The 25,069-nt window shown below is 72.2% G+C and carries 25 protein-coding genes; 11 read left to right on the top strand and 14 right to left on the bottom strand.

What is annotated here, in order from left to right:
* Window positions 1-132 precede the first annotated feature (132 nt).
* The 7 genes from ACZ404_RS30870 to ACZ404_RS30840 form a co-directional block, all read right to left on the bottom strand.
* Window positions 133-546: a hypothetical protein gene (locus ACZ404_RS30870; RefSeq protein ID WP_468445573.1), complete on the bottom strand. Its 414-nt coding sequence runs from the start codon at window positions 544-546 to the stop codon at window positions 133-135.
* Between the two features lie 68 nt (window positions 547-614).
* Entirely contained in the window at window positions 615-1,436 is an 822-nt protein-coding gene (locus ACZ404_RS30865) for a MerR family transcriptional regulator (RefSeq protein WP_468445571.1), read from the bottom strand.
* 37 nt (window positions 1,437-1,473) lie between these two features.
* Window positions 1,474-1,854 carry a DUF5958 family protein gene (locus ACZ404_RS30860; protein WP_468445569.1) on the bottom strand — a complete coding sequence of 127 codons (381 nt, stop codon included), beginning with the start codon at window positions 1,852-1,854 and terminating at the stop codon, window positions 1,474-1,476.
* 278 nt (window positions 1,855-2,132) lie between these two features.
* The gene (locus ACZ404_RS30855) at window positions 2,133-3,344 is read right to left on the bottom strand and encodes an MFS transporter (protein WP_468445567.1); all 1,212 of its coding nucleotides are present in this window, start codon (window positions 3,342-3,344) and stop codon (window positions 2,133-2,135) included.
* A 99-nt stretch (window positions 3,345-3,443) separates the two neighbouring features.
* Entirely contained in the window at window positions 3,444-4,493 is a 1,050-nt protein-coding gene (locus ACZ404_RS30850) for an endonuclease/exonuclease/phosphatase family protein (RefSeq protein ID WP_468445565.1), read from the bottom strand.
* A 203-nt stretch (window positions 4,494-4,696) separates the two neighbouring features.
* Window positions 4,697-5,332 (bottom strand): TetR/AcrR family transcriptional regulator, encoded by a 636-nt coding sequence (locus ACZ404_RS30845; protein WP_468445563.1) that lies wholly within the window; start codon window positions 5,330-5,332, stop codon window positions 4,697-4,699.
* Between the two features lie 75 nt (window positions 5,333-5,407).
* Window positions 5,408-6,994 carry an MFS transporter gene (locus tag ACZ404_RS30840; protein ID WP_468445561.1) on the bottom strand — a complete coding sequence of 529 codons (1,587 nt, stop codon included), beginning with the start codon at window positions 6,992-6,994 and terminating at the stop codon, window positions 5,408-5,410.
* Between the two features lie 202 nt (window positions 6,995-7,196).
* Between ACZ404_RS30840 and panB the strand changes: the two genes are divergently transcribed.
* From panB to ACZ404_RS30825, 3 genes are all read left to right on the top strand, one after another.
* Window positions 7,197-8,063: a 3-methyl-2-oxobutanoate hydroxymethyltransferase gene (panB, locus tag ACZ404_RS30835; RefSeq protein ID WP_468445559.1), complete on the top strand. Its 867-nt coding sequence runs from the start codon at window positions 7,197-7,199 to the stop codon at window positions 8,061-8,063.
* A gap of 167 nt (window positions 8,064-8,230) precedes the next feature.
* On the top strand, window positions 8,231-9,256 hold the full coding sequence (locus ACZ404_RS30830; protein ID WP_468445557.1) for an ATP-binding cassette domain-containing protein: 1,026 nt from the start codon (window positions 8,231-8,233) through the stop codon (window positions 9,254-9,256).
* Window positions 9,253-10,074: an ABC transporter permease gene (locus ACZ404_RS30825; protein WP_468445555.1), complete on the top strand. Its 822-nt coding sequence runs from the start codon at window positions 9,253-9,255 to the stop codon at window positions 10,072-10,074. Before ACZ404_RS30830 ends, ACZ404_RS30825 begins: the two co-directional genes overlap by 4 nt.
* Window positions 10,075-10,086: 12 nt before the next feature.
* On the opposite strand, the gene ACZ404_RS30820 is transcribed toward ACZ404_RS30825, so the two are convergent.
* Both ACZ404_RS30820 and ACZ404_RS30815 read right to left on the bottom strand, forming a co-directional pair.
* Window positions 10,087-13,362, bottom strand: coding sequence for an AfsR/SARP family transcriptional regulator (locus ACZ404_RS30820; RefSeq protein WP_468445553.1), 3,276 nt, complete (start codon window positions 13,360-13,362; stop codon window positions 10,087-10,089).
* Window positions 13,363-13,376: 14 nt separating this feature from the next.
* Window positions 13,377-13,841, bottom strand: a complete 465-nt coding sequence (locus ACZ404_RS30815; RefSeq protein WP_468445551.1) for a DUF6578 domain-containing protein — start codon at window positions 13,839-13,841, stop codon at window positions 13,377-13,379.
* Between the two features lie 111 nt (window positions 13,842-13,952).
* On the opposite strand from ACZ404_RS30815, the gene ACZ404_RS30810 reads away from it, so the two are divergent.
* Window positions 13,953-14,723, top strand: coding sequence for a site-2 protease family protein (locus ACZ404_RS30810; protein ID WP_468445549.1), 771 nt, complete (start codon window positions 13,953-13,955; stop codon window positions 14,721-14,723).
* On the opposite strand, the gene ACZ404_RS30805 is transcribed toward ACZ404_RS30810, so the two are convergent.
* Window positions 14,705-14,884 (bottom strand): hypothetical protein, encoded by a 180-nt coding sequence (locus ACZ404_RS30805; RefSeq protein ID WP_468445547.1) that lies wholly within the window; start codon window positions 14,882-14,884, stop codon window positions 14,705-14,707. The two genes, ACZ404_RS30810 and ACZ404_RS30805, sit on opposite strands and share 19 nt — an antisense overlap.
* A gap of 63 nt (window positions 14,885-14,947) precedes the next feature.
* Window positions 14,948-15,661 carry an NADPH-dependent F420 reductase gene (npdG, locus tag ACZ404_RS30800; protein ID WP_468445545.1) on the bottom strand — a complete coding sequence of 238 codons (714 nt, stop codon included), beginning with the start codon at window positions 15,659-15,661 and terminating at the stop codon, window positions 14,948-14,950.
* Between the two features lie 138 nt (window positions 15,662-15,799).
* On the opposite strand from npdG, the gene ACZ404_RS30795 reads away from it, so the two are divergent.
* The gene (locus ACZ404_RS30795; protein WP_468445543.1) at window positions 15,800-16,402 is read left to right on the top strand and encodes a hypothetical protein; all 603 of its coding nucleotides are present in this window, start codon (window positions 15,800-15,802) and stop codon (window positions 16,400-16,402) included.
* A gap of 93 nt (window positions 16,403-16,495) precedes the next feature.
* Window positions 16,496-17,773: an MFS transporter gene (locus ACZ404_RS30790; RefSeq protein ID WP_468445541.1), complete on the top strand. Its 1,278-nt coding sequence runs from the start codon at window positions 16,496-16,498 to the stop codon at window positions 17,771-17,773.
* Here the strand turns inward: ACZ404_RS30790 and ACZ404_RS30785 are convergent, their stop codons facing one another.
* Complete coding sequence (locus ACZ404_RS30785) at window positions 17,774-18,013, bottom strand: hypothetical protein (protein WP_468445539.1); 240 nt, start codon at window positions 18,011-18,013, stop codon at window positions 17,774-17,776.
* A gap of 58 nt (window positions 18,014-18,071) precedes the next feature.
* Between ACZ404_RS30785 and map the strand changes: the two genes are divergently transcribed.
* A complete protein-coding gene (gene map, locus ACZ404_RS30780; protein ID WP_468445537.1) occupies window positions 18,072-18,929 on the top strand; it encodes a type I methionyl aminopeptidase in 858 nt (285 codons plus the stop codon).
* Window positions 18,930-18,947: 18 nt separating this feature from the next.
* Here the strand turns inward: map and ACZ404_RS30775 are convergent, their stop codons facing one another.
* Together ACZ404_RS30775 and ACZ404_RS30770 are read right to left on the bottom strand one after the other, a co-directional pair.
* The gene (locus ACZ404_RS30775) at window positions 18,948-19,592 is read right to left on the bottom strand and encodes a PhzF family phenazine biosynthesis protein (RefSeq protein ID WP_468445535.1); all 645 of its coding nucleotides are present in this window, start codon (window positions 19,590-19,592) and stop codon (window positions 18,948-18,950) included.
* Window positions 19,585-20,469 (bottom strand): hypothetical protein, encoded by an 885-nt coding sequence (locus ACZ404_RS30770; RefSeq protein ID WP_468445533.1) that lies wholly within the window; start codon window positions 20,467-20,469, stop codon window positions 19,585-19,587. The genes ACZ404_RS30775 and ACZ404_RS30770 overlap by 8 nt, the downstream gene beginning before the upstream one ends.
* A 184-nt stretch (window positions 20,470-20,653) precedes the next feature.
* Between ACZ404_RS30770 and efeO the strand changes: the two genes are divergently transcribed.
* From efeO to ACZ404_RS30750, 4 genes are all read left to right on the top strand, one after another.
* Entirely contained in the window at window positions 20,654-21,790 is a 1,137-nt protein-coding gene (efeO, locus tag ACZ404_RS30765; protein WP_468445531.1) for an iron uptake system protein EfeO, read from the top strand.
* 17 nt (window positions 21,791-21,807) lie between these two features.
* Entirely contained in the window at window positions 21,808-23,094 is a 1,287-nt protein-coding gene (gene efeB, locus ACZ404_RS30760) for an iron uptake transporter deferrochelatase/peroxidase subunit (protein ID WP_468445529.1), read from the top strand.
* A gap of 2 nt (window positions 23,095-23,096) precedes the next feature.
* Complete coding sequence (gene efeU, locus ACZ404_RS30755) at window positions 23,097-23,972, top strand: iron uptake transporter permease EfeU (RefSeq protein WP_468445527.1); 876 nt, start codon at window positions 23,097-23,099, stop codon at window positions 23,970-23,972.
* A gap of 100 nt (window positions 23,973-24,072) precedes the next feature.
* Entirely contained in the window at window positions 24,073-25,065 is a 993-nt protein-coding gene (locus tag ACZ404_RS30750; RefSeq protein WP_468445525.1) for an SCO2278 family lipoprotein, read from the top strand.
* Window positions 25,066-25,069: the final 4 nt, after the last annotated feature.

Here is a 25,069-nt window from a genome sequence, read left to right as displayed (position 1 = left end):
CCGGCTGTGCGTCCGCGTATGAGGGGCATGGGCGTACTCCGTCCGTCGGCGTCCGTGTCCACGACACAGCGGTCCGGCAGTGCGCGCGAGGCGGCACGGCCGAATGGCGGAGCCGGGAGCGGGGCCTGCCGTCTACGGCCGGACGTCGGCGGCGCCCGGCCGGTGGCCGGCCGCGGGGAGGCAGGAGCGGAAGCGGTGCAGCAACTCGCGGGCGGCAGGACTCTCGGGGTCGAACGTCTGGTTCCGCTGCTCGGCGGGGACGTTCGGTCCCCAGATACGGGCGCCGTGGCACCGGAAACAGAACGCCATCTCGAAGAGCTGATCGGCGCAGGTGTGGACGCGGACGCCCCAGCCGGGAAGGAAGCAGCGGTACGGCTCGCTGCCCGGCAGGCCCGCGATCAACGCCAGGGCCTGCTGTACTTGGTCCCCCTCCCAGACGGCGACGGTGTCGCCCGTCAGGTCCGGCGACATCAGATGCCTGGCGGGCTCGGTGATGCGGACGACCTCGATCAGTTCGGCCTCGAGAGGGGCCAGGGGCAGCAGCATGCGACAAGCGTCGCCGACGAGAACGCCGTTGAGAAGTCGCGGCTGCTGCCACCCCGCTTGGTCACCGCTCAGGCCGAGGTCACCGGTGCCTGCAGTTCCGTCACCCAGTCGTCACGGTTCTCGGGGCACTCCAGGTTGACCTCGCGCGGGTAACCGCTGGAGCGGTAGCCGTTGCCGTCGATCCAGCGGGCCAGGGTCTGGGCGGTGGGGACCACGGTGTCCATAGGGCCCCGGTGCACGATGGTCGCCGCCCGGTCGAGGGAGGGCAGGTCGTGGACGCGGAGGGCGCCGTCCTGGAGTGGGGCGGAGACCTGCACGGCGGCGTGGACGCTGATCCTGCCGCCGCCCTCGGGGGCGTCCTCGTAGTAGGCGACACCGGGGCCCGTGGGGGCGATGCCCGCCGCTGCCAGGCGCCGGAACAGCTCGTCGTACAGCGGGCCGATGACCGGGCCGATGTCCTCGGGCTCGAAGCTCGCCGCGGTCGCGGTCAGCTCTGCCACCCGGGTGGCGGGGACGGTCTTGATGACGACGTCGTCGGTGGGCATGTGCCCCTCGCTCTCGATCGCTCGGAGCCTGGCCTCGACCTGGACCAGCCGTGCTCCTGCGGCAGCCATGGCGGTCTCCAGTTCGGCCTGCCGCAGCCGCAGCATGCCGCGCAGTTCCTCGATGCCGACCTTCTCGTCGATGATGTCCTGGACCTGCTGGAGGGTGAATCCGAGGTCCTTGAGCGCGATGATCCGGTTGAGGCGGGCGAGTTGGGCGGCGGTGTAGTGGCGGTAGCCGGTCGCGGGGTCGACGTGGGCCGGGCGGAGCAGTCCGGTCGCGTCGTAGTGACGCAGCATCCGGACCGAGACGCGACCGTGCCGGGCGAAGTCTCCGATGGTGAACATGAGGTCTCCGAGTTGACTGCCTGACACGGTGTGAGGGTCAAGAGCCTGCCAACTGGTGCCATTCATGACTGCACCCGTCGGCGCAGAAGCGCTCTCGGCGCCGCGCGTCCGCAAGCCCCAATATCCGGACCAGCAAACGGAATGCCTTGATTCGCTCATGGAGCGGCGTCAAGCAGGCGACCTTCCACATCTGCTCGTCGATGCGTCCGCGTGTGACCAGTACCGACGGAGTGTGCGTCTGCCGAAGACCGGACCGCCGGATGCCCTCCATGGCGTCCTCGCTGGTGGCACGTGCCTGGACGCAGTATTGGGAGAGATGCCGGAGCACGAGGGACTGTTCCTCGTCGGCCAGCCCCTCGAACCATGCGAGCCCTTGGGACATGGGACGCAAGCCCTGGGCCAGCTCGTTGAGGATCACAGCCTGATCATTCACTTGCCGCACCTGTCAGTCATGGGTCTCGGGGCCCGCTTTTCATCGGTCGAGTATCCCGCGGCGGCGTCGAGGGCAATGGGAGGGTTTGTGTCGGCGGCGAGAAGGAGCACATCGGATTGCCCCACCTAAGGGCCGGCTTGGGCGGAGGAGAGGTGGCTCGTATCCTCCAATCGTCTGCCTCATCCTCCATCAGTCCGGAGTGGTGCGGCCGCGCCCCCGGACCAGCGTCGCGGACGCGGCCCCGTTGGGGGCGGCGCGCCGGGTCAGTGGTGCAGCGCGCCGGACTTCTCCGGGACGTGGGTCGCGACCACTCGGCCCGATCCGGTGGCCCCGCGTCGGTCCACCGCGTACGCCACGCTCGCCACGCCCAGGCCCAGTACCGCCAGGGCGGCGCCGGCCAGGGCCGGTGACGTGGTGCCGAAGCCGGCCGCGAGGGCCAGGCCGCCGATCCAGGCGCCGCCGGCGTTCGCCAGGTTGAAGGCCGCCTGGTTGGCGGAGGAGGCCAGGGAGGGAGCGGCGGACGCCTTCTCCATGACCATCAGCTGGAGTGGGGAGCCCGTGACGAACGCCGCCATGCCGAGCAGGGAGACCGCCAGGGCCGCGCTCCACTCGGCGCGCATCAGGAGCGGGAAGAGGAGCAGCACCGCCGCGAGCGACGCCAGGCCGCCGAAGAGGGTGCCGCGCAGGGAGTGGTCCGCCAGGCGGCCGCCCAGGAGGTTGCCGGCGGTGGCGCCGACGCCGAACAGGGCCAGCAGCAGCGTCACGTCGGTCTCCGCGAAGCCGGCCGTGTCCGTCAGCATCGGGGTGACGTAGCTGTACGCCGCGAAGAGGGCGCCGAAGCCCGCCACCGTCGTACCGAGGGCCAGCCAGACCGGTAGCGGGCGCAGGGCGGCCAGTTCGCCGCGCAGGCCCGTCGCCGGGGCGGGGGCGTGGTCGTGCGGGATCAGCGCCGCCAGCGACGCGATGGCCGCCAGGCCGATCGTGCTCACGCCCAGGAACGTCGCCCGCCAGCCGAGGTGCTGGCCCATCAGGGTGGCGGCGGGGACGCCGGCGATGTTGGCGACGGTCAGGCCGAGGAACATCAGCGAGACGGAGCGGGCCTTGCGCTCCGGCGCGACCACGGTCGTCGCGACCACGGCGCCCACGCCGAAGAAGGCGCCGTGCGGCAGGCCGCTGAGGAAGCGGGCGGCCAGCAGGGAGTCGTAGCCGGGGGCGAGGGCGGAGAGCGCGTTGCCCGCGACGAACAGGGCCATCAGGGCGATGAGGACCGTCCGGCGGGACATGCGGGCCGTCAGGGCGGCCAGCAGCGGGGCGCCGATGACGACGCCCAGGGCGTACGCCGAGACCAGGTGGCCGGCGGCGGGCAGGGAGATGTGGAGGTCGTTCGCGACGTCGGGGAGCAGCCCCATCATCACGAACTCGGTCGTACCGATACCGAAAGCGCCGACGGCCAGTGCGAGCAGGGCCAGGGGCATGAAGGGCCTGTGCCTTTCAACGGGGAGAGCGGGTTCCGTGCAGATCAATCTTATGTTCAGTTTCGGAACAAAGTCTCCCCGGGCCAGTATTCCGGCCGGTTACGAGGACGTGTCCAGGTTCACACGGGCGGCGATCGGGAGGTGGTCGCTGTCGGTGCGCGGCAGGGTCCAGGAGCTCTCCGGCTCGATGCCCTTGACCATGATCTGGTCGATCCGCGCCATCGGGAACGACGCCGGCCAGCTGAAGCCGAAGCCGCTGCCCGCCGCGCCCTGCGTGGAGCGCATCTGGGAGGTGACGGCGTTGAGGGAGCGGTCGTTCATCGTGCCGTTGAGGTCGCCGAGCAGCACGACCCGCTTCAGCGTCTCGTCGGCGATGGCCTCGCCGAGCGCGTCGGCGCTCTTGTCGCGCTGGCGGGCGGTGAACCCGGCCTGCATCTTCACGCGGACCGACGGGAGATGGGCGACGTAGACCGCGAGGGGGCCCTCGGGGGTCGCCACGGTGGCGCGCATCGCGCGCGTCCAGCCGAGCTTGATGTCGACGGCCCGCACGTCGCTCATCGGATACTTGCTCCACAGCCCGACGGTGCCGGCCACCGCGTGGTACGGGTACGTCGGCGCGAGTGCCTTCTCGTACACCGGTACGGCGGACCCGGGCAGTTCCTCCAGGGCGAGCAGCTGGGCGCCGGAGGAGGCGACGTCGCGGGCGGTGGCGGCCGGGTCGGGGTTGTCGGCGTTGACGTTGTGCGTGGCCACCATCAGGTCGCCGCCGCCGGCCGCCTTGTCGCCGAGCAGCCCGCCGAAGAGGTTCAGCCACACGATCGCCGGCAGCAGTACGGCGAGGAGCGCGGTCGCCGACCGGCGGACCACGCCCAGAATCAGCAGCACCGGGACGGCCAGGCCCAGCCAGGGCAGGAAGGTCTCCGTGAGGCTGCCGAGGTTGCCCACCCGGTTGGGGATGTGCGAGTGCACCAGCATCACCAGGGCGAGCAGCAGCGCGAGGACGGCGAGGACGATGCCCCGGCGCCAGATGCGCGGGTCGCCGCGCCAGCCGTCGAGGAACCTGGCCGCCAGGCGCCGAAGCCGGGGTCCCGGTCGCTCGGGCTCCGAGCCGCCGTTGTCCGTCTCCGTCATGTACGCCTGCTGCGCCATACCGTCTGCCTCACTGACTGCCGTGCACCGTCGTCCCCCCGTGTCCTTCCGACCCTAGGGGATGATCGGCTCGTTCCCGCCGTCCCATGACGGCCGTACGGAAGACGAGGACGAACGAGGCGGGGCAGGGGGTTCCGGTTGCCCCCTCGGCAGGCGGTTTCTGTGACGAAACGCGCACATCGGCGCCGCGCACGCGATGTGCATCAGCCTTGCGGGGCCACCGGGCTGACGGGGCGTAGGCCTTCCAGGACCGTGTCGACGATCTGTTCCGCGAGACCCTCGGGCAGTTCGGCGTCCGGGCGCATGACGGAGCGGACGAGCATGGGCCCGATGATGATGTCGTTGGCCAGTTCGAGGTCGATGTCCGGGCGCAGTTCGCCGTTCTCCTGCGCGCGGCGCAGCACCTTCAGGCCGAGGACGCGCCGGGGCGCTATGACGCTCGCGTGGTAGGCCGCCCAGATCCGGGGGCTGCTCTTCATCTGGGCGTAGACGTTGTGCAGGATCGCCGACGAACGGCTCGCCAGGCCGCGTTGGCGCAGGGACTCCAGCAGCACGACGAGGTCGTCGCGCAGGCAGGTGCCGGGGAGTTCGGGATCGGCGGGCTCGGCGGCGCGTACGACGTCGACGAACAGTTCCTCCTTGCCGCTCCAGCGGCGGTAGATCGTGGCCTTGCCGACTCCGGCCGTGCGTGCGACCCGCTCGATGGAGAGTTCGGCGAGGGGTACGCCCTCCTCCAGGAGCTTCATCACGCCCTCGATGATGGCGCGTTCCACGGTCTCGCTGCGCGGCCGGCCCCGTACGGGTCCGGCCGGGCGGGACCGGCTGTCGGCAAGGCTCACGTCGTCCGTCCTTTCACTGTGCTGCGGGGATTGTCCCGCAGCAGCCTCCTTCCCCCGTGGAACCGCGGCCGTCGTTCAGTCCGCGGCCGCCACCAACTCCGGCTCCTTCTTGCCCTCCTGGCCGGCCGGCGGCCTGCCCGGCAGGAAGAGGGCCACCACCACGGCGCCGATCAGCGCGACGCCCGTACCGCACAGGGCGGTGACGTGCATGGCGTGCAGGAACGCGTCGTTGGCGGGGGTGACGAGGGCCTTGCCCTGCGGGCCGAGCTTCTGGGCGATGCCGAGGGTGGCCTCGATGGACTCGCCGGCGGTGTCGCGCAGGGCCGGCGGCAGCGGGCCGAGCTTGCCCTCGATGCCGTTGCGGTACGCCGTGGAGAGCACCGAGCCGAGGACGGCGATGCCGAGGGCGCCGCCGACCTGCCGGAAGGTGTTGCTGAGCGCGGAGGCGGAGCCGGCCTTCTCGCGGGGCAGGGCCTGCATGATGACGACGGAGGTCGGCGTCATGATGTGCGCCATGCCGGCGCCCATGAGGAAGAAGACGACCTCCAGCACCCACAGGGGCGTGTCGGCCTCGAAGGTGGCGAACGTGGCCAGCGTGGCGGCGATCAGCACCAGGCCGGCGGTGGTCGTGGCCTTGTTGCCGAACCGGTCGACGACGAGCCGGGCGCGCGGCGCGAAGACCATCTGCGCGACGGCCAGCGGCAGCATCAGCAGACCCGCCTGCAGCGGGGAGTAGCCGCGTACGCTCTGGATGTAGAAGACGGAGAAGAAGGTGACGCCCATCAGCGCGAAGAAGACCAGGGCGATGGCCGCCATGGCGGCGGAGAACACCTTGTTCTTGAAGTAGGTGACGTCCAGCGAGGGGTGGTCGCTGCGCTTCTCGAAGACGACGAACCCGGCGAGCACCACCAGGCCGGCGGCGATCGTCGCGAGCACCTTGGCGTCGGTGAAGTCGGCCAGCTCACCGCCCTTGATGATGCCGTAGACGAGCAGGACGAGGCCGACGACGGACAGCACCACGCCGATCGGGTCGAGCCGGCCCGGCTCGGGGTCGCGCGAGTCGGGCACCAGCCACACCATCAGGGCGAGCGCGAGGATCACGATCGGTACGTTGATGAGGAAGACCGAGCCCCACCAGAAGTGGTCCAGCAGCACGCCGCCGGTGATCGGGCCGATGGCGATGGCGAGGCCGACGCCGCCGGCCCAGATACCGATGGCCTTGGGCTGCTCCTCGCGCTCGAAGACGTTCATCAGCACGGCGAGGGTGGCGGGCATCACGAAGGCGGCGCCGAGGGCCATCACGGCGCGGTAGGCGATCAGCTCGCCGGGTGAGCCGGACTCGGCGGCCAGGGCCGAGCCGACGCCGAACACGACCAGGCCGCCGAGCAGCACCTTCTTGCGGCCGAGGCGGTCGCCGATGAGGCCGGCGGTGAACAGCAGACCGGCGAAGACGAGGGTGTAGGCGTTGATCGCCCACTCGATCTGGCTCTGGGTGGCGCCGAGGCCGGTGGGCGCCGGCGTGGAGATGGTCTTGATGGCGACGTTCAGGATGGAGTTGTCGAGCACCACGATGAGCAGGCTCAGCATCAGCACGCCGAGGATCGCCCAGCGGCGGCGGTGCACCGCTTCCGGTATCCGGGAGGCAGGGACGGAAGTTGTCATGTGTTCGAGCCTACGATCATTTCAATACGGCACCGTCTCGTATCTGAATTCCTTTACCCAGCCCTTACCCGCCGGGCCTGGCGCGCGGGGGCCGCAGGGATCACATGCGGGTCCCCTGGCCCTCACTGGCACGAGGTGCCACCATGGAGGCGGTCCGGGGACGCCGTCAGGGCGCCTCGAGATGACGTAAGGAGCCGTTGCAATGACGCAGCTTCCGGCTGCCCAGACGAAGCCCTCCGACGGCAGCAAGGCGCTGTACGGGGGCAAGGGCACGCGCCGCATCACCGTCCGCGACATCGCGCTCGCCAAGGAGCGGGGCGAGAAGTGGCCCATGCTGACCGCCTACGACGCGATGACCGCGTCCGTCTTCGACGAGGCCGGCATCCCGGTGATCCTCGTCGGCGACTCGGCGGGCAACTGTCACCTCGGGTACGACACCACCGTGCCCGTCACCCTCGACGAGATGACCATGCTGTCGGCGGCCGTCGTACGGGGCACGACCCGCTCCCTCATCGTCGGCGACCTGCCCTTCGGCTCCTACCAGGAGGGCCCGGTGCAGGCGCTGCGCTCGGCGACCCGGCTGGTGAAGGAGGCCGGGGTCGGCGCGGTCAAGCTGGAGGGCGGCGAGCGGTCGCACGAGCAGATCCGGCTGCTGGTGGAGTCCGGCATCCCGGTCATGGCCCACATCGGGCTGACCCCGCAGTCCGTCAACGCGATGGGCTACCGCGTGCAGGGGCGCGGCGAGGAGGCGGCGCAGCAGCTGCTGCGCGACGCGAAGGCGGTGCAGGACGCGGGGGCGTTCGCGGTGGTGCTGGAGCTGGTTCCCGCGGAGCTGGCGGCCGAGGTGACGCGGGTGCTGCACATTCCCACCGTGGGGATCGGGGCCGGCCCCGAGACGGACGCGCAGGTGTTGGTGTGGACCGACATGCTGGGGCTGACGTCCGGGCGGGTGCCGAAGTTCGTCAAGAAGTACGCGGATCTCCGTGAGGTGATGGGGGGCGCGGTGAAGGCGTTCGCGGAGGATGTCGTCTCCGGGGCGTTCCCGCTGGAGGAGCACTCCGTGCACTGAGCCACTGCGGCAACACCTGGCAGCCCCGTTGATCTTCCCCCGTCGACGGGGCTGCCCCTTTGCGGGGGCCGATGTCCCTGCGGCTCCGGCCCTGCCCTGCACAGTCTGTCGGCGTTCTGTAGGTGGCTGTCGGTGGTTTGTCGGTGGCCCCTGACAACCTCTTCCGCATGACGCGAATCGATGACAACCCGCCCGGCGCGAGCCACGCCGTGACCGTGCGGGGACTGGTCAAGCACTACGGCGAGACCAAGGCGCTGGACGGGGTGGACCTGGACGTGCGGGAGGGCACCGTGATGGGGGTGCTCGGGCCGAACGGCGCCGGGAAGACCACCCTGGTGCGGATCCTGTCCACACTGCTGACGCCCGACGCGGGCCGGGCGACCGTCGCCGGCTACGACGTCGTGGGGCAGCCCCGGCAGCTGCGCCGGGTGATCGGGCTCACCGGGCAGTACGCCTCGGTGGACGAGAAGCTGCCCGGCTGGGAGAACCTGTACCTGATCGGACGGCTGCTGGACCTGTCCCGCAGGGACGCCCGCGCCCGTGCCGACGAGCTGCTGGAGCGGTTCTCGCTGACGGAGGCGGCCAGGCGGCCCGTGAGCACGTACTCCGGCGGGATGCGGCGCCGGCTGGACCTGGCGGCGTCCATGATCGGGCGGCCCGCGGTGCTCTACCTGGACGAGCCGACCACCGGACTGGACCCCCGCACCCGCAACGAGGTGTGGGACGAGGTGAAGGCGATGGTCGGCGACGGGGTCACCGTCCTGCTGACCACGCAGTACATGGAGGAGGCCGAGCAGCTCGCCTCGGAGCTGACCGTCGTGGACCGCGGGAAGGTCATCGCGAACGGCGGCATCGAGGAGCTGAAGGCCAAGGTCGGCGGGCGCACCCTGTGCGTGCGGCCGGCCGATCCGCTGGAGCTGCGCCCGCTCGCCGGGATGCTCGACGAGCTGGGCATCACCGGGCTGGCCACCACCACCGTGGATCCCGAGAGCGGGACCCTGCTGGTGCCGGTCCTCAGCGACGAACAGCTGACCGCCGTGGTCGGCGCGGTCACCGCGCGCGGCATCACGATCTCCTCCATCACCACCGAACTGCCCAGCCTGGACGAGGTGTTCCTGTCCCTGACCGGCCACCGCGCCAGTGCCCCGCAGGACGCCACGCCCGCCGACACCCGCCAGGAGGTCGCCGCATGAGCGCCGCCACCCTCTCCCCGTCCGCCGGCAAGACGGACACGCCCATCCCCCTGCGCGCCCATCTGCGCCACACCGGCGCGCTCATCCGCCGCAACCTGCTGTGGATCCGGCAGGACCCGGAGTCGATGTTCGACGCCATCCTGTTCCCGGTGATCTTCACCCTGCTGTTCGTGTACGTCTTCGGCGGCTCGATCGGCAAGTCGATGGGGGGCGGCCAGGACCAGTACGTCCAGTACGTCGTGCCCGGTCTGATGGCCATGATGGGCATGAACATGGCCCAGGGGGTCGGCACCGGCTTCAACCAGGACTTCAACTCCGGTGTGATGGACCGCTTCCGCTCCCTGCCGATCGGCCGCGGCTCGGTGCTCTTCGCGAAGATCGCGGTGGAGCTGATGCGGATGCTGTTCGCGACCGCGGTGCTCATGGTGGTCGCCGTCCTCGTGGGCTACGACATCCACCACTGGGCCGGTCTGCTCGCCTCCGTGGGCCTGTCCGCGGTGTTCGGCTCGGCGCTGATGTGGGTGTTCCTGACGCTCGGCGTGATGATGAAGAACGCGCAGTCCGTGCAGGCCATGGGGTTCCTGGTGCTGATGCCGCTGCAGTTCGGCTCCTCGATCTTCGCGCCGACCGCGTCGATGCCGGGCTGGCTGCAGAACTTCACCGACTACAACCCGCTGTCCGCGCTGGCGGACACCGCGCGGGGTCTGATGGAGGGCGGCCCGGTGGCGCACGACCTGTGGGTGACGCTGATCTGGTCGGTGGGCCTCACCGCGGTGATGGCGCCGGTCGCGATCCACAAGTTCCGCACCAAGACCTGACGGGTGCGGCCCTCACACCAGGGCGGTGGCCTCCGCGAGGGAGAGGCCACCGCCCTCGGCGTACGCGGCCTCGTACACCGCGTCGTCCAGTACCTCCCGGACGGCCGCCTCGCCGCGTGCGCGCACCGCGCGCTCGATGATCGCCGGAACGTGGCCGGCGGGCAGCAGGGCGTCGGCGGCGCCCAGGCAGCGGGCGGCCGCGTGGGCGCGGGTGCCGTCGTCGACCATGGCGAGGGCGGTCGCGGCGACGGTCAGGTACAGCGCGGACAAGTGTGGGGCGATGGCCTGGGACAGCGGGTCGGCGGCGCGCGCCAGCGCCTTGCGGACCCGGTCCAGGGAGGCGTCGGCACGGCCGTCGAGGGCGTCCACCCAGGCCTCCTGGCCGAGGATGAAGGCGTCGAAGACGACGAAGTGCGCGATCCTGAAGTCCTCGCGGAGCGCGCGGAGCTGGTCGCGTGCCTCGGTCAGGCGGCCGGTCAGGGAGAGCCAGCCGGACAGGAAGAGACGAGCCATGGGCATCGCCTCGCTGGTGCTGCCGCCGTGGTGGGCGATGATCTCGCGCAGCATGCGCTCGCCGCGCTCCGGCTCGCCCGTCTCCAGCAGCACGGCGGCCAGCCGGACGCCGAGCACCGCCATCTGGCCGCGGGCGCCGAGCCGGTCGGCGTGCTCGATGGCTGCCTGGTAGTCGGCGGCGGCCGCCGCGTACTGGCCCTTGCGTTCGTGGGACTCACCGCGCGCGGAGAGGGCCTCGGCGGCGCCCCAGGCGTCCTCGAGGCGCACGAATATCTCCAGGGACTCGTCGGCGTCGCGGGTGGCGTCGCCCGCCCACTCGGTGCGGTTGGCGAGGATGTTGGCGCGCATCTGCAGCGTGTCGGCGAGCTCCCACTCGAAGCCGGGGGTCTCCCGGCAGGTGCGGACGCAGGCCTCGAGGATGTCGCGCAGCCGGTCGACGCCGCCGGTCAGCAGCACGGCGAAGAACCAGAGTATGCCGGGCGGGCGGCAGGTCTGCGGCATGCCGGGTTCGTACACCCGGGTGATGGCGCGCAGCTTGGCCTGGGCCTCGGGGGTCTGCCAGGCGTCCAGTTCGGTGTCCATGCAGGCGAGGTGGATCAGGTGCAGGCCGCGCCGGGCCTCGTCGAGCGGTTCGCCGGTGTACGGGGGCGGGGCGTCGGTGCAGCGCTCCCACACCGGGGTGGCGCGGCGGACGGGTTCGGCGAACGGGTCGGGTCCGAGCGCCATGACCTCGCGGCACAGGTTGCGGGCCTCGATGCGCAGGTCGCGCATCTGCCAGTACCAGCCCAGGGAGAGGACGAGGCAGAGGGCCTCCTGCTCGTCCCGCAGGGCGATGGCGCGGCGCAGCGCGGTGCGCAGGTTCTCGTACTCGAGCTGGAGCCGCTCGACGGCCATGCGCTGACCGGGGCCGCGCAGCAACGGGTCGGTGGTGCGGGCCAGTTCGCGGAAGTACCGCAGATGGGCGCGCTCGGCCTCCTCGCGGCGGCCCGACTCGTCGAGCCGTTCGCCGGCGTACTCGGCGACGGTCTCCAGCAGCCGGTAGCGCATCGCGCCGTCGGGCCCCGGGGCGGCGACGACCAGCGACTTGTCGACCAGGGAGCCGAGGGCGTCGAAGGCGTCGGGACCGCACACGGCCTCGGCGGCGGCGAGGTCGCAGCCGCCGGCGAAGACGGACAGCCGGCGCAGCAGCTCGCGTTCGCCGTCGTCGAGCAGGTCCCAGGACCAGTCGACCACGGCCCGCAGGGTCTGCTGGCGGGGCAGGACGGTGCGGCTGCCGGAGGTGAGCAGCCGGAAGCGGTCGTCGAGCCGGTCGACGATCTGGCGGGGGGTGAGCATCCGCAGCCGGGCGGCGGCGAGTTCGATGGCGAGGGGCAGGCCGTCGAGCCGCCGGCAGATCTCGGCGCAGGCCTCCGGGTCGTCGGCGGTGCGGAAGCCGGGCCGGGCGGCCGCGCCGCGCTCGGCGAGCAGCCGCAGCGCGACCGGCTCGGGCAGCGGCTCCACGGGGCGCACCAACTCCCCCGGTATGCCGAGCGGTTCGCGGCTGGTGGCCAGCACGGTCAGTTCCGGGCAGCGCGCCAGCAGCCGCTCCACCAGGCGGGCCGCCGCCTCGACGACGTGCTCGCAGTTGTCCAGGACGATCAGCATGCGGCGCCGGGCGCAGTGCTCGACGAGCCGCTCGACGGGGTCGTCGTGCCGTTCGGCGACGGCCCGCATGCCCTCGGCGCCGGCGCCGTGCAGCACGGTCTCGCGGGCGCCGATGGCGGTGAGGACGGCCTCCGGTACGGCCTCGGGGTCGGCCACGGGCGCCAGCTCGGCCAGCCACACCCCGTCCCGGGCGACGTCCCGCACGGTGTCGGCGGCCTCCTGCGACAGCCGGGTCTTGCCGGCGCCGCCGGGTCCGAGCAGCGTGACCAGCCGGGCGGCGGCGAGGTCGTCCCGGATGTCGGCGATGTCGGCCTCCCGGCCGACGAAGGAGGTGAGCCGGGCCGGCAGGTTGCCGAACGCCGGGACAGCCACCGGCTCCGGGGCCGCCACCGGGTCCGGGGCCGCCTCGGTCAGCAACTCGGCGTGCAGGGAGCGCAGTTCGGGTCCGGGGTCGCAACCGAGCCGCTCCGCGAGCAGGTGCCGTACGTCCTCGTAGGCGGCCAGCGCCTGTGCCGCGCGGCCCGCGTCGCGCAGGGCGCGCAGCCGCAGGGCCTGGAGGGGTTCGTCCAGGGGGTGGGTGTCGCACAGGGCGGTCAGCTCGGGCAGGGACTGCTCGGCGTGGCCGAGGGCGAGGGCGGCGCCGTGGCGGGCGCGCAGGGCGTCCAGGCGGCGGGCGGCGCAGCGGGCGGCCTCGGCGGCGCGGTCGGGCAGGTCGGCGAGGGCGGGGCCGTGCCAGAGCGCGAGGGCGTCGTCGAGGACGGTGGCCGCCTTCTCGGGGTCGCCGTCGGCCAGGGCCCGCTGCCCCTCGCCGGTCAGGCGTTCGAACCGGTGCAGGTCGACGTCGTCGGGCGCGACGGCGAGCCGGTAGCCGCCGTCCACCGAGGCGACGGCGTCCGCGCCGAGCGCCCGGCGCAGCCGCCCGACCAGCGCCTGCAGGGCACCCGGGGCGTCGGCGGGCGGATCGGCGCCCCACACCTCCTCCACCAGCAGGCCGGCCGGCACGGTCCGGCCGGCCCTCAGGGCGAGCACGCTCAGCAGCGCACGCAGCCGCGCTCCGCCGACCGGGACGGGCGTGCCGTCGGAGCGGAGTGCCTGGGTGGGGCCGAGCAGGCGATAACGCACGGGGTCCATTCTCTCCGGAGCGGTCAGTGGCGGTCACCGGGTTGCGACGGCGTGGCGCCCGGCGGCACCTGCAGGGTGACGAGCGCGCCGAGGGCGCGGCGGACGCGGTGGCGGCCCGTCTCCCGCTGGCCGAACCACTTGGGGCAGGTGTCGACGGGTTCGAGGGTCAGCGTGCCCGGCACGGGTTCGAAGACGGCACCGCCGGCGCGGAGCACTGTCTCGCCGGGCGCCGGCTCGAGGCGCTCGGGAGTGCCCGGGTCCGGGCGGACGGTGTACTCCTGGTGCACCAGCTCGATGGCGCGGACCCGGCCGCTGGTCGGGTGCCTGGGCCCGCCGTGGTTCTCCACCCATGCCTCGGCGCCGTGGAATTCGTCCGTCCGCTCGCCGTCGACGGCGACGAGCCGCCAGTCGACCTCCTGTCCCACCCCGAACCGACGGCCGCAGCACTCCATCTGCCAGTCTTCGTAGAACACCTTCATCAGCGCCATGCCCCCACCCTTGCGGAACCACCGGGCGACCGCGAGACGTTTTCCCCGTGTCGCCCCGGCGCCGCCCCCCGTCCGTACCTGCTTTGCCCGCCCCGCCTCAGGAGTCTGCCGATGACCTCAGTCACCACCCGCCCCGGCGAACGCCGGGTCAGTCCCGTCTTCCTCGGGATCCTGGCCGTCACGGCGGTGACCGGGTGGGCCACCTGGACAGGGTTCGCCGAGCAGCCGGGGCTCGCGGTGTTCCTGTTCGTGACGGCGGCCTGGGTGGTCTCCCTGTGCCTGCACGAGTACGCGCACGCGCGCACCGCCCTGCACAGCGGGGACATCTCGGTCGGCGCCAAGGGCTACCTCACGCTGAACCCGCTGAAGTACACGCACGCGCTGCTGAGCATCGTGCTCCCCGTGGTGTTCGTGATCATGGGCGGGATCGGGCTGCCGGGCGGCGCGGTGTTCATCGAGCGCGGCCGCATCCGGGGGCGCTGGCGGCACAGCCTGATCTCGGCGGCGGGCCCGCTGACGAACGTGCTGTTCGCGGCGGTGTGCACCGCGCCGTTCTGGCTGCACGCCCTGGACGGCGTGCCGGCCGGCTTCCGGTACGCGCTCGCCTTCCTCGCGCTGCTGCAGGTGACGGCCGCGATCCTGAACTTCCTGCCGGTCCCGGGCCTGGACGGGTACGGGGTGATCGAGCCGTGGCTGTCGCCCGGCGTCAAGCGCCAGGTGGAGCCGTTCGCGCCGTTCGGCCTGCTGTTCGTGTTCGCGCTGCTGTGGCTGCCGGCGGTCAACGGCGTCTTCTTCGACGCCATCCATGCGATCCTGCGGGCCCTGGGGGTCGATGACTTCGACGTCTCGGCCGGCTGGACCCTCTACCGCTTCTGGGCGTAGCCGGCCCGGCCCCGCTTGATGTAGTACCAGGTCATGTTGGACGACAGGCCCGCCAGCAGCACCCAGACGATGCCCAGCCAGCTGCCCCGGGTGAACGACACGACCGCGGCGGCCACCGCGAGCAGGCAGACGGTCAGGGTGTAGAGGGCGATACGGGGCATGGGGGTCGGCTCCTTGCGGGGGACACTGCTACGCGACCAGTGTCCCCCATCGTCCGCCGCGCCTCAGACGTCGGTGATCCGGAGCCCGGCGTGCGCCTTGTACCGGCGGTTGACCGAGATCAGGTTCGCGACCAGGGACTCCACCTGGTGGGCGTTGCGCAGCCGCCCGGCGAAGACGCCGCGCATGCCCGGGATGCGCCCGGCCAGCGCCTGCACGATCTCCACGTCGGCGCGCTCCTCGCCGAGCACCATGACGTCGGTGTCGATCTCCTCGATCTCCGGGTCCTGCAGCAGCACGGCCGACAGATGGTGGAAGGCGGCGGTGACCCGGGAGTCCGGCAGCAGGGCGGCGGCCTGCTGGGCGGCGCTGCCCTCCTCGGGCTCGAGGGCGTAGGCGCCCTTCTTGTCGAAGCCGAGGGGGTTGACGCAGTCCACGACGATCTTGCCGGCCAGCTCCTCGCGCAGCGACTCGAGGGTCTTGCCGTGGCCCTCCCACGGTACGGCGACGATCACGAGGTCGCTGCGGCGCGCGGTCTCGGCGTTGTCGGCGCCCTCGACGCCGTACCCCAGTTCCTGGGCGGCGGCCCGGGCCCGTTCGGCGGCCCGCGAGCCGATGATCACCTTCTGGCCGGCCCGGGCGAGCCGGTAGGCGAGGCCCTTGCCCTGCGGGCCCGTGCCGCCGAGCACGCCGACGACCAGCCCGGAGACGTCGGGCAGGTCCCAGGGGTCCTTCACGGGGGCCTTGGCGGGGGTCTGTGCGCTGTCGGTAGAGGTCATGGGCCCGACTCTACGTCCGTGTCCCCGGCCTCGGCGGCGACGGCACCGGCCGCGGCACGGGGGCGCGTGTCCCCGGGTCGGGCGAATTCGGGCCGAACCACGCCGCAGTCGTGTCCCGGTGCGGCAGGATGCGGCCGCATGGACGCCGTACGGGTCGCGTTGCTGCGCGAAGTGCTCGCCGGGACCGAGTGGTTGGGGGCCACGCGGCGGTTCGCCGGGGTGCTGCGCGGGTCGGTGGTGGCGCACGGGGGCGGGCTGCTGCTGGTGGGCACGCCCGCGTACGAGCCGTGGCACCTGGCGGCCCACCTGGTGGACGAGGCGGCCTGGTCGGGCACGCCCGAGCTGGCGCCCACGCTCGTCCGCCACCACGCGCGCCCCTCCGACCCCGCGCATCTGGCGGTCGGTCCCGGCCGGATCGAGGAGGCGCGGCGGGGCGAGACCCTCCTGGTCGTCGCGCCCGAGGAGCCGGCGGAGCTGCTGGAGGGGGTGCACGCGGCGCGGCGGGCCGGGGTGACGGTGCTGGCGCTGGGGGCGGCCGGGGGCGAGCTGTCCGCCATGGCCCACGAGACGCTGGCCGTGCCCGAGGGGGCGGAGCTGGATCTGGACAGCGTGCAGCACCTGGTCAGCGCGGCGGCGGGCGAGAACGGGGGCGCGGCCTCTGCCCGGGTGCGGCGGGGGTTCCGGGACCGTCTGTCGAGGCTGGCGGAGATCATCACGGCACCGCCGGCCGCACCGTGGTGAGGTTCCCGGCATCTCGGTTGAGGCGCTCGGCACCTCGGTGAGGCGCTCGGAAAAGCAGTTGCCCCGCACCCCCCTCGGGCGCAGCATGCCCCCGTGCCCTCAGCCCTGCTCCCCGACCTCGCCCCCTGGAAGGCCTCCGCCGACTTCCGCAGACTCTGGGCCTCAGGCCTGATCAGCAACTTCGGCAGCTTCCTGACCTTCGTGGCCCTCCCGGTCCAGCTGAAGGACCTCACCGGCTCGGCGGCGGCCGTCGGCGCGATCGGCGCCGTGGAACTCCTGCCGCTGCTCGTCCTCGGCCTGTACGGCGGCGCTCTCGCCGACGCCCTGGACAAGCGGCGGCTGATCGTCCGGACGGAGGCCGGCCAGGGCCTGCTCAGCGCGGCCCTGCTGGTCAACGCGCTGCTGCCGCACCCCGCCGTCTGGCCACTCTACCTGGTCGCCGCCCTGTCCTCCGCCCTGGTCTCGGTGCAGCGCCCCGCCCTGGACTCGCTGCTTCCCCGGATCGTCGCCCACGACCACCTCCCGGCCGCTGCCTCGCTCAACTCTCTGCGCTGGACGGTCGGCGGCGTCGCGGGCCCCGCGGTCGCGGGGGTGGTCGTCGCCTACGCGGGCCTCGGCTGGGCCTACGGCGCCGACCTGCTGACCTTCGCGGTGTCGCTGGTGTACATGGCCGGCATCGCGCCCTCCCCCGCCTCCCACGCGGCCGCGAAGCCGGACCTGCGGGCCGTCGCGGAGGGCGCCCGCTACGCCTGGAGCCGCAAGGAGCTGCTCGGCACCTACGCCGTGGACCTCGCGGCGATGTTCCTGGCCATGCCCCTCGCCCTGCTGCCGTTCCTCGCTGACGAGCTGCACGCCGACTGGTCGCTGGGCCTGATGTACGCGAGCGTGCCGCTGGGCGCGCTGCTGGTGAGTCTGACCAGCGGCTGGACGTCCCGGGTGCACCGGCACGGGCGCATGGTGGTGCTGTCGGCCGCGCTGTGGGGGCTGGCGGTGGCGGGCGCCGGGGTGGTCGGCAACGTGTGGCTGGTGCTGCTGCTCCTGACGGTCGCGGGCGGCTGCGACATGGTCAGCGGGGTGTTCCGGGGCGCGATGTGGAACCAGACGATCCCGGACGAGCTGCGCGGCCGGCTCGCCGGGATCGAGCTGCTGTCGTACTCGGTGGGCCCGCAGCTCGGCCAGGTGCGCTCCGGCTCGGTGGCCGCGTGGGCGGGTGTCCGGGCGTCGGTGTGGTCGGGCGGGCTGCTCTGCGTGGGCGCGATGGGGCTGCTGGCGGCCTGCCTGCCGGGGCTGATGACGTACGACGCCCGGACCAACGAGCACGCGGTGCGGCTGCGCGAACAGCGCGCGGCCGCCGCGCCCACGCAGGTGTGATCAGTCCTCGTCGGCGGCCGTGTTCCCGCCGGCGGGGGCGTCGTGCCACTTGGGGTCGTTCTCCCACTGGAGGTTGCGCTCGCGGGCGGTCTCCATCGCCGCCCGCGCCTCCTCCCGCGAGGCATACGGCCCGAACCGGTCCTTGGCCGGGCACTCGGGTCCTTCCTCGACCTTCTTGTGCTCCAGGCAGTAGAACCACTCACCCGGCTTCCCGGCCGTACGCTTCTTGAACAGGGCCATGAACAGCTCCTCTCGCCACGGACATGTTCCCCCATGCCCGCTGGTTAGACTCGCTGGCATGTCTGGCCAGTCGCTGCTCGTACCAGGGGAGCTGTCCCCCACCCGTTCGGTTCCCGGAAACATCCGTCGCCCCGAGTACGTGGGCAAGCCCGCGCCGGCGCCGTACACCGGTCCGGAGGTGCAGACCGCCGAGACCATCGAGGCGATGCGGATCGCCGGGCGCATCGCCGCGCAGGCCATGGAGGAGGCGGCGAAGCTCATCGCCCCCGGCGTCACCACGGACCAGTTGGACAAGGTCGCCCACGAGTACATGTGCGACCACGGCGCCTACCCGTCCACGCTCGGCTACCGCGGCTTCCCCAAGTCGCTGTGCACGAGCGTCAACGAGGTGATCTGCCACGGCATCCCGGACTCGACGGTGCTGAGGGACGGCGACATCGTCAACCTGGACGTGACGGCGTACATCGGCGGGGTGCACGGCGACAACAACGCGACCTACCTGGTCGGTGACGTGGACGAGGAGTCGCGGCTGCTGGTGGAGCGGACCCGGGAGTCCCTGAACCGGGCGATCAAGGCGGTCAGGCCCGGCCGGCAGATCAACGTCATCGGCCGGGTCATCGAGTCCTACGCCAAGCGGTTCGGGTACGGGGTCGTGCGGGACTTCACCGGGCACGGGATCAACTCGTCGTTCCACTCGGGCCTGATCATCCCGCACTACGACAGCCCGCACGCCACGACCGTCATGCGGCCCGGCATGACCTTCACCATCGAGCCGATGCTGACGCTGGGCACGCACGAGTACGACATGTGGGACGACGGCTGGACGGTCGTGACCAGGGACCGCAAGCGGACGGCCCAGTTCGAGCACACGCTGGTGGTGACGGAGACGGGCGCCGAGATCCTGACCCTGCCCTGACGCGGCATTCCGGGCGTCCTAGCGCTCCAGGAACACCCGGCCGCCGACCTCGACCCAGCCGTGCGGCTGGGGTGCGGTGAGGATCTGGGAGCCCCGGCCCTGGGTGATGTTCAGGGCGCGGCCAAGTCGGTCGGTGAGGAGGAGGGCCGCCGCTCCGGTGGCCTCGTCCTCTTCGATGCCGTCGTCCCTGCCCGGGAAGGCGCGGGCCCGCACCCGCCCGGCCGCCTCGTCCTCCCAGGCCCAGGCGTAGATCCACTCCCCGGGTGGCGGCACGGTGAGGGCGTCGACCTCGGCGGCGCTGCCGTACTGGCGCAGGGTGCGCGGCGGGGCCCACTCCGCTCGGGCCTCGATCCAGCTGAACTCGCCGTCGAGGCGGGCCCCGACGACCCCCGCGGGTGTGACCAGTTCGGGCACGTCCAGCAGCCAGGCCGTGCCGACGCAGGGGTGCCCGGCGAAGGGCAGGCGCAGGGTGGGGGTGTAGATGTCGATCACTCCGCGCTCGGGGTCGTCCACGAACACGGTCTCGCTGAAGCCGAGCTTGGCGGCCAGTTCCTGGCGCTCGCCGCGCCCGGGCAGGACCGAACCGTCGCGGACGACGCCGAGTTCGTTGCCGTAGCCGCCGTTGGGGCCGCAGAAGACGCGGAGTACGTCGTAGTCAGTCACCGGCACATTGAAACACCGTGCCCCGGGCGAGCCGGTCCCAGGCGGGAGCGCCGCCGGGCAGGGGCCGGGTGCCGGTGGGCATGGAGGCGTACGGCAGTTCGGCGAGGGCGTCGCCGTAGGACCGTTCCAGGGCCGCGCGTTGACGCTCGACGTCCGGTCCGGGCGGGCGGGCGTCGAGCCGCCGCAGGTGGTACGCGTGCGCCTTTGCGATCTCCTCGGCCCCGTCCCCCTGCCGGTCGGTGTCGGGCAGCCGGGTCAGGACCACGCACTGCGGTGTCCGCCCCTCCGCCAGCGCGGCCACGGCCCGGTCGTGGCCGTCGAGCAGGAGGAAGCCGTCGAGGAAGGTGACCCACCACAGCAGCACCGGGGCGGCCGTGCCCTCGCGGACGCGTCTGCGGTGGGCCTTGACCCGTCCGGCGTCCGGCGGGGAGAGCCGCCGCAGGGGCAGGACGCCGCTCCAGCCGCCGCAGTACAGCTCCAGGCTGCCGCCGGGCCAGGTGCGGAGGAAGTCGGAGGTCCAGATGTAGGGCGGGACGGTGGTGCGCAGGGCGAGCTCCCAGCGGCCCTCGCCGAGCGGAGTTCCGTCCGCCTCCGCCAGGTGACGGGCGTACGCGTGGACGCGGTTGCCGGCCGACCGGGCCTGGGCGGCGCGGAGGGGCGGGAGGGGGGAGCGGTAGCCGTCGAGGCGGTGCAGGCGCAGGTCGTGGCAGCAGGGGCCGCCCTCCGTCCGGCCGAGCAGCAGGGGGCGTTCGCCCTGCCGCAGCAGCAGCCGGCCGCCGTCCGCGGTCTCGAAGCGCAGGGGCGGCGGGCCGGGCCGGTCGCGGAGATCGAGCACCAGGCGGTCGGGGCCGAGCGGTTCTCGGTGTGCGCTTCCCATACGGACACCCTCCCACCACTTGACCGGCGCTTTGCCGTTTATTGACCTCTGTTTTGAGCCGTCGAGATCAAGCCGTGCCTGTGATCTTTCCGTGCGAGACGAATCACGACCCGACGGGTGGAGGTGAGGTAAGCCTCAGGTAAGTTAGGACAGCCTCACCACACCAGATCCGCCAGGAGCCTGCATGCGAGCCGTCCGACTGACCGTCACCGCCGCCGCCACCGCGGCGACTCTGACCGCCCTCTCGGCCTGCACCGCCAAGAGCGATGCCAAGGACGGCGACGCCATCCAGGTCACCGCGGCCGACGCCAAGTGCGAGACCTCCACCAAGTCGGTGCCGGCCGGCCAGGTCACGCTGAAGATAGAGAACAAGGGGTCGAAGGCCACCGAGGTCGAGATCCTGTTCCCGGACGACCGGATCGTCTCCGAGAAGGAGAACATCGGGCCGGGCACCAAGTACACGCTGACCGCCGAGGTGAAGGCCGGGTCGTACGAGATCGCCTGCCGCCCCGGCATGAAGGGCCACGGCGTCCGGCAGAAGCTCACCGTGACCGGCGGCGCCGCGACCGCCGAGCGCGACCCGAAGCTGGACCAGGCCGTCGCCGAGTACCGGCAGTACGCGCAGGACCAGGCCGACCGGACGCTGCCGCTCGCCGAGACGTTCGTGAAGGCCGTCAAGGCCGGTGACGTCGACGCCGCCAAGAAGGCCTACGCGCCCTCCCGCCTCGGCTGGGAGCGCACCGAGCCGGTCGCCGAGTCCTTCGGCGACATCGATCCCAAGGTCGACATCCGCAAGCCCGACCTGGAGCCCGGCCAGAAGTGGACCGGCTGGCACCGCCTCGAGCAGGCGCTGTGGCAGGACAAGAAGATCGGCGCCGAGGAGAAGACCCTCGCCGACCGGCTGCTCACCGATCTGAAGGACTGGAAGGAGCGGGTCGGCAAGGCCGAGATCACCCCGACCTCCATGGCCAACGGCGCCAAGGAGCTGCTGGACGAGGTCGCCCAGGGCAAGGTCACCGGCGAGGAGGAGTACTACTCGCACACCGACCTGGTCGACTTCAAGGGCAACGTCGAGGGTGCGCAGAAGGCCTACGAGCTGCTGAAGCCGGTCGCCGGCAAGAACGACCCGGCGCTCGCCAAGGAGCTGGACAAGCAGTTCGCGGCGCTGAACACGCTGCTGGACAAGTACCGCTCGGACAAGGACTCCTACGACTTCGTCTCCTACGACAAGGTCGGTGAGGACCAGCGCAAGGAGCTGTCGGACGCGGTGAACGCGCTCGCCGAGCCGCTGTCCAAGCTCGCCGCCGCGGTCGTGAAGTGAGCCAGGGGGACAGGGCGATGACCGAGATCCAGGACAACCGGGAAGCCCCGCAGAGCACGGCCGGCAGCCCGTCGCGGAGGGCGCTGATCGGCTGGGGAGGCGCCGGGCTCGCGCTCGGTGCCGCCGTGGCCGGCGGTGCCGTGGCGATGGCGAACGCCGGCGACGACATGGCGCCGGCCGCCGCCGACGCGGGCGGCGCGGTGGAGTTCCACGGCGCGCACCAGGCGGGCATCGCCACCCCGGTGCAGGACCGGCTGCACTTCGCGGCGTTCGACGTGAAGACCGACGACCGCGCCGAGTTCGTACGGATGCTCAAGGACTGGACGGAGGCGGCCCGGCGGATGACGGCCGGCAAGCCGGTCGGCGAGGGCGCGTTCGACGGGCTCGCCGAGGCGCCGCCGGACGACACCGGTGAGGCGATGGGCCTCAAGCCGTCCCGGCTGACCCTGACCATCGGCTTCGGCCCGTCCCTCTTCGGCAAGTTCGGGCTCGCGGACAAGCGGCCCGCTGCCCTGGTCGACCTGCCCGCCTTCCCCGGGGACAACCTGGACAAGACCCGGACCGGCGGTGACCTGTGCATCCAGGCGTGCGCGGACGACCCGCAGGTCGCCGTGCACGCCATCCGCAACCTGGCCCGCATCGGCTTCGGCAAGGTCGCCGTCCGCTGGTCCCAGCTGGGCTTCGGCAAGACCTCCTCCACCACCCCGGACGCGCAGACCCCGCGCAACCTCTTCGGGTTCAAGGACGGCACCCGCAACATCGCGGGAACCGAGACCGACCGCCTGAAGAAGTTCGTGTGGGTCGGCGCGGGGGACACCGGCGCCCCGGACGCCTGGATGACCGGGGGGTCCTACCTCGTCGCCCGGCGCATCCGGATGAACATCGAGACCTGGGACCGGACCTCGCTGCAGGAGCAGGAGGACGTCTTCGGCCGCGACAAGCGCGAGGGCGCACCGGTCGGCAAGGCCAAGGAGCACGACAAGCCGTTCCTGAAGGCGATGAAGCCGGACGCGCACGTGCGGCTCGCGCACCCGGACGCCAACGGCGGGATCACCATCCTGCGCCGGGGCTACTCCTTCACCGACGGCACCGACGGCCTCGGCCGCCTGGACGCGGGCCTGTTCTTCCTGGCCTACCAGCGGGACGTGCGCGAGGGATTCATCCCGCTGCAGCGCAAGCTGGCCGCGCACGACGCGCTCAACGAGTACATCCAGCACGTGGGTTCGGCGGTCTTCGCGGTGCCCCCCGGTGTCCGGGACTCCGGCGACTGGTGGGGCCGCACGCTGTTCTCCGAGGAGGCGTAACCGTGTTCTCCAACTACCTGATCGGCCTGCGCGAGGGCCTCGAGGCGTCGCTCGTCGTCTGCATCCTCATCGCCTACCTGGTCAAGACCGGCCGCCGGGACGCCCTGCGGCCCATCTGGACCGGCATCGGCATCGCGATCGCCATCGCGATGGGCTTCGGCTGCGCGCTGGAGTTCGGCTCCCAGGAGCTGACGTTCGAGGCGCAGGAGGCGCTCGGCGGCTCCCTGTCCATCGTCGCCGTCGGCCTGGTGACCTGGATGGTGTTCTGGATGCGGCGCACCGCCCGGCACCTGAGGTCGGAACTGCACGGCAAGCTGGACGCGGCCCTCGCGATGGGCACGGGCGCGCTGGTCGCCACCGCGTTCCTGGCCGTGGGCCGGGAGGGGCTGGAGACGGCGCTGTTCGTGTGGGCCTCGGTGCACGCGGCCAGCGACGGCACCCCGCGCCCGCTGATCGGCGTGGCGCTCGGCCTGGCCACGGCCGTGCTGCTCGGCTGGCTGTTCTACCGGGGCGCCCTGCGGATCAACCTGGCCAAGTTCTTCACCTGGACCGGCGGCATGCTGGTCGTGGTCGCCGCGGGCGTGCTGGCGTACGGCTTCCACGACCTGCAGGAGGCCAACTGGATCCCGGGCATCTCCGACCTCGCCTTCGACATCAGCGGCGCGATCCCGCCGGACAGCTGGTACGGCACCCTGCTCAAGGGCGTGTTCAACTTCCAGCCCGACCCGACGGTCGTCCAGCTCACGGTGTGGGCGGTGTACCTGGTCCCGACCCTGTCCGTGTTCCTGATCACGCCGGAGTTCCGCGCGTGGCTGAAGGGCCGGCAGAGCGAGGGGGCGGCTCCCGCGGTCGAGACCCAGGTGCCCGCGTCCGAGTAGGCGCACCGTGGCGTCGTGCCGAGTCGGGGGAACCGGCCACCCGCCCCCCTCCCCGTCCCGGTAGGGTTCGCCTCCGGAAAGGGGAGGGTGAAGGCACCTCATGAGCAGGGATCGCAGTCGTCGTGGGCTTCGCAGGCGGGACCGGAACGCACTCATAGCGGCCTCACTGACCGCTTTGTCGCTGACGGCGAGCGGATGTGTGGTGGTGCACGGGGAGCGCGAGGTGCTCCCGGCCGCCACCCGGGCCGAGGCCGCCAAGGCGCTCGCGCAGTTCACCGCCGCGTACAACAGGGCCGACCAGGCCTACGACCGCTCCCTGGACGCCGATCACGTCACCGGCGCCCTCGCCGACATCGACGGCGCCCGGCTGAAGGCCGGACACGCCAACAGTCCGTCGGGCAACGCGAACCACACGCCGCTGACGCTGACGGACGCGAAGTTCACCATCCCGAAGAAGGCCGGCTGGCCGCGCTGGTTCGTCGCCGACGCCCGGGGCAACAAGGGCGGGAACGTCCGCTGGCTGCTGGTCTTCACCCGCCAGGACCTCGGTGAGCCGTGGAAGGCGGCGTATCTGACGCTGGTCGCGCCCGGTGCCGTACCGGAGTTCAAGAAGGACAAGGACGGCTGGGCCGAGGCCGTGCCCGCGGATTCCACGCGGTTCGCCGTGCCTCCCGCGGACCTGAGCAAGGAGTACGCGGACTATCTGCAGGACGGCGGGAAGACGTTCGCCGACGGCCGCAACACCAGCGGCTGGCGGGCGGACCGCAAGAAGCAGGCGAAGAAGCCGGGCCTGGTGCGGCAGTACCTCGACGAGCCGCTGACACACGGCGACTACGCGCCGCTCGCGCTGCGCACGGCGGACGGCGGGGCGCTGGTGTTCTTCACCGCGCACCACTTCGAGAAGCAGACCGCCGCCGCGGGCACCTCCGTGCGGGTCCCCAACAAGGACGTGCAGGCGCTGACCAAGGGCGAGATCAAGCAGTCGCTGACGCTCGAGTCCATCTCCAACGAGGCCGCCCTGGACCCGGCGGGCAGCGGCCCGGTGCAGGTGCTGGGGCAGGTCCGGGGCCTGACGGCCGCACAGGGTTCGTAGCGGC

It is taken from the genome of Streptomyces sp. NPDC030798 (genome assembly GCF_055572275.1).
Note: the sequence above shows the minus strand (reverse complement) of the source record. Positions and strands in the feature narration are given on the sequence as shown.

Coding starts and splice junctions, on each gene's coding strand:
- ACZ404_RS30870 (WP_468445573.1), bottom strand. CDS start 546: ATGCTGCTGCCCCTGGCCCCTCTCGAGGCCGAACTGATCGAGGTCGTC.
- ACZ404_RS30865 (WP_468445571.1), bottom strand. CDS start 1,436: ATGTTCACCATCGGAGACTTCGCCCGGCACGGTCGCGTCTCGGTCCGG.
- ACZ404_RS30855 (WP_468445567.1), bottom strand. CDS start 3,344: ATGCCCCTGGCCCTGCTCGCACTGGCCGTCGGCGCTTTCGGTATCGGT.
- ACZ404_RS30850 (WP_468445565.1), bottom strand. CDS start 4,493: ATGGCGCAGCAGGCGTACATGACGGAGACGGACAACGGCGGCTCGGAG.
- ACZ404_RS30840 (WP_468445561.1), bottom strand. CDS start 6,994: ATGACAACTTCCGTCCCTGCCTCCCGGATACCGGAAGCGGTGCACCGC.
- panB (WP_468445559.1), top strand. CDS start 7,197: ATGACGCAGCTTCCGGCTGCCCAGACGAAGCCCTCCGACGGCAGCAAG.
- ACZ404_RS30830 (WP_468445557.1), top strand. CDS start 8,231: ATGACGCGAATCGATGACAACCCGCCCGGCGCGAGCCACGCCGTGACC.
- ACZ404_RS30825 (WP_468445555.1), top strand. CDS start 9,253: ATGAGCGCCGCCACCCTCTCCCCGTCCGCCGGCAAGACGGACACGCCC.
- ACZ404_RS30820 (WP_468445553.1), bottom strand. CDS start 13,362: ATGGACCCCGTGCGTTATCGCCTGCTCGGCCCCACCCAGGCACTCCGC.
- ACZ404_RS30815 (WP_468445551.1), bottom strand. CDS start 13,841: ATGGCGCTGATGAAGGTGTTCTACGAAGACTGGCAGATGGAGTGCTGC.
- ACZ404_RS30810 (WP_468445549.1), top strand. CDS start 13,953: ATGACCTCAGTCACCACCCGCCCCGGCGAACGCCGGGTCAGTCCCGTC.
- ACZ404_RS30805 (WP_468445547.1), bottom strand. CDS start 14,884: ATGCCCCGTATCGCCCTCTACACCCTGACCGTCTGCCTGCTCGCGGTG.
- npdG (WP_468445545.1), bottom strand. CDS start 15,661: ATGACCTCTACCGACAGCGCACAGACCCCCGCCAAGGCCCCCGTGAAG.
- ACZ404_RS30795 (WP_468445543.1), top strand. CDS start 15,800: ATGGACGCCGTACGGGTCGCGTTGCTGCGCGAAGTGCTCGCCGGGACC.
- ACZ404_RS30785 (WP_468445539.1), bottom strand. CDS start 18,013: ATGGCCCTGTTCAAGAAGCGTACGGCCGGGAAGCCGGGTGAGTGGTTC.
- map (WP_468445537.1), top strand. CDS start 18,072: ATGTCTGGCCAGTCGCTGCTCGTACCAGGGGAGCTGTCCCCCACCCGT.
- ACZ404_RS30770 (WP_468445533.1), bottom strand. CDS start 20,469: ATGGGAAGCGCACACCGAGAACCGCTCGGCCCCGACCGCCTGGTGCTC.
- efeO (WP_468445531.1), top strand. CDS start 20,654: ATGCGAGCCGTCCGACTGACCGTCACCGCCGCCGCCACCGCGGCGACT.
- efeB (WP_468445529.1), top strand. CDS start 21,808: ATGACCGAGATCCAGGACAACCGGGAAGCCCCGCAGAGCACGGCCGGC.
- ACZ404_RS30750 (WP_468445525.1), top strand. CDS start 24,073: ATGAGCAGGGATCGCAGTCGTCGTGGGCTTCGCAGGCGGGACCGGAAC.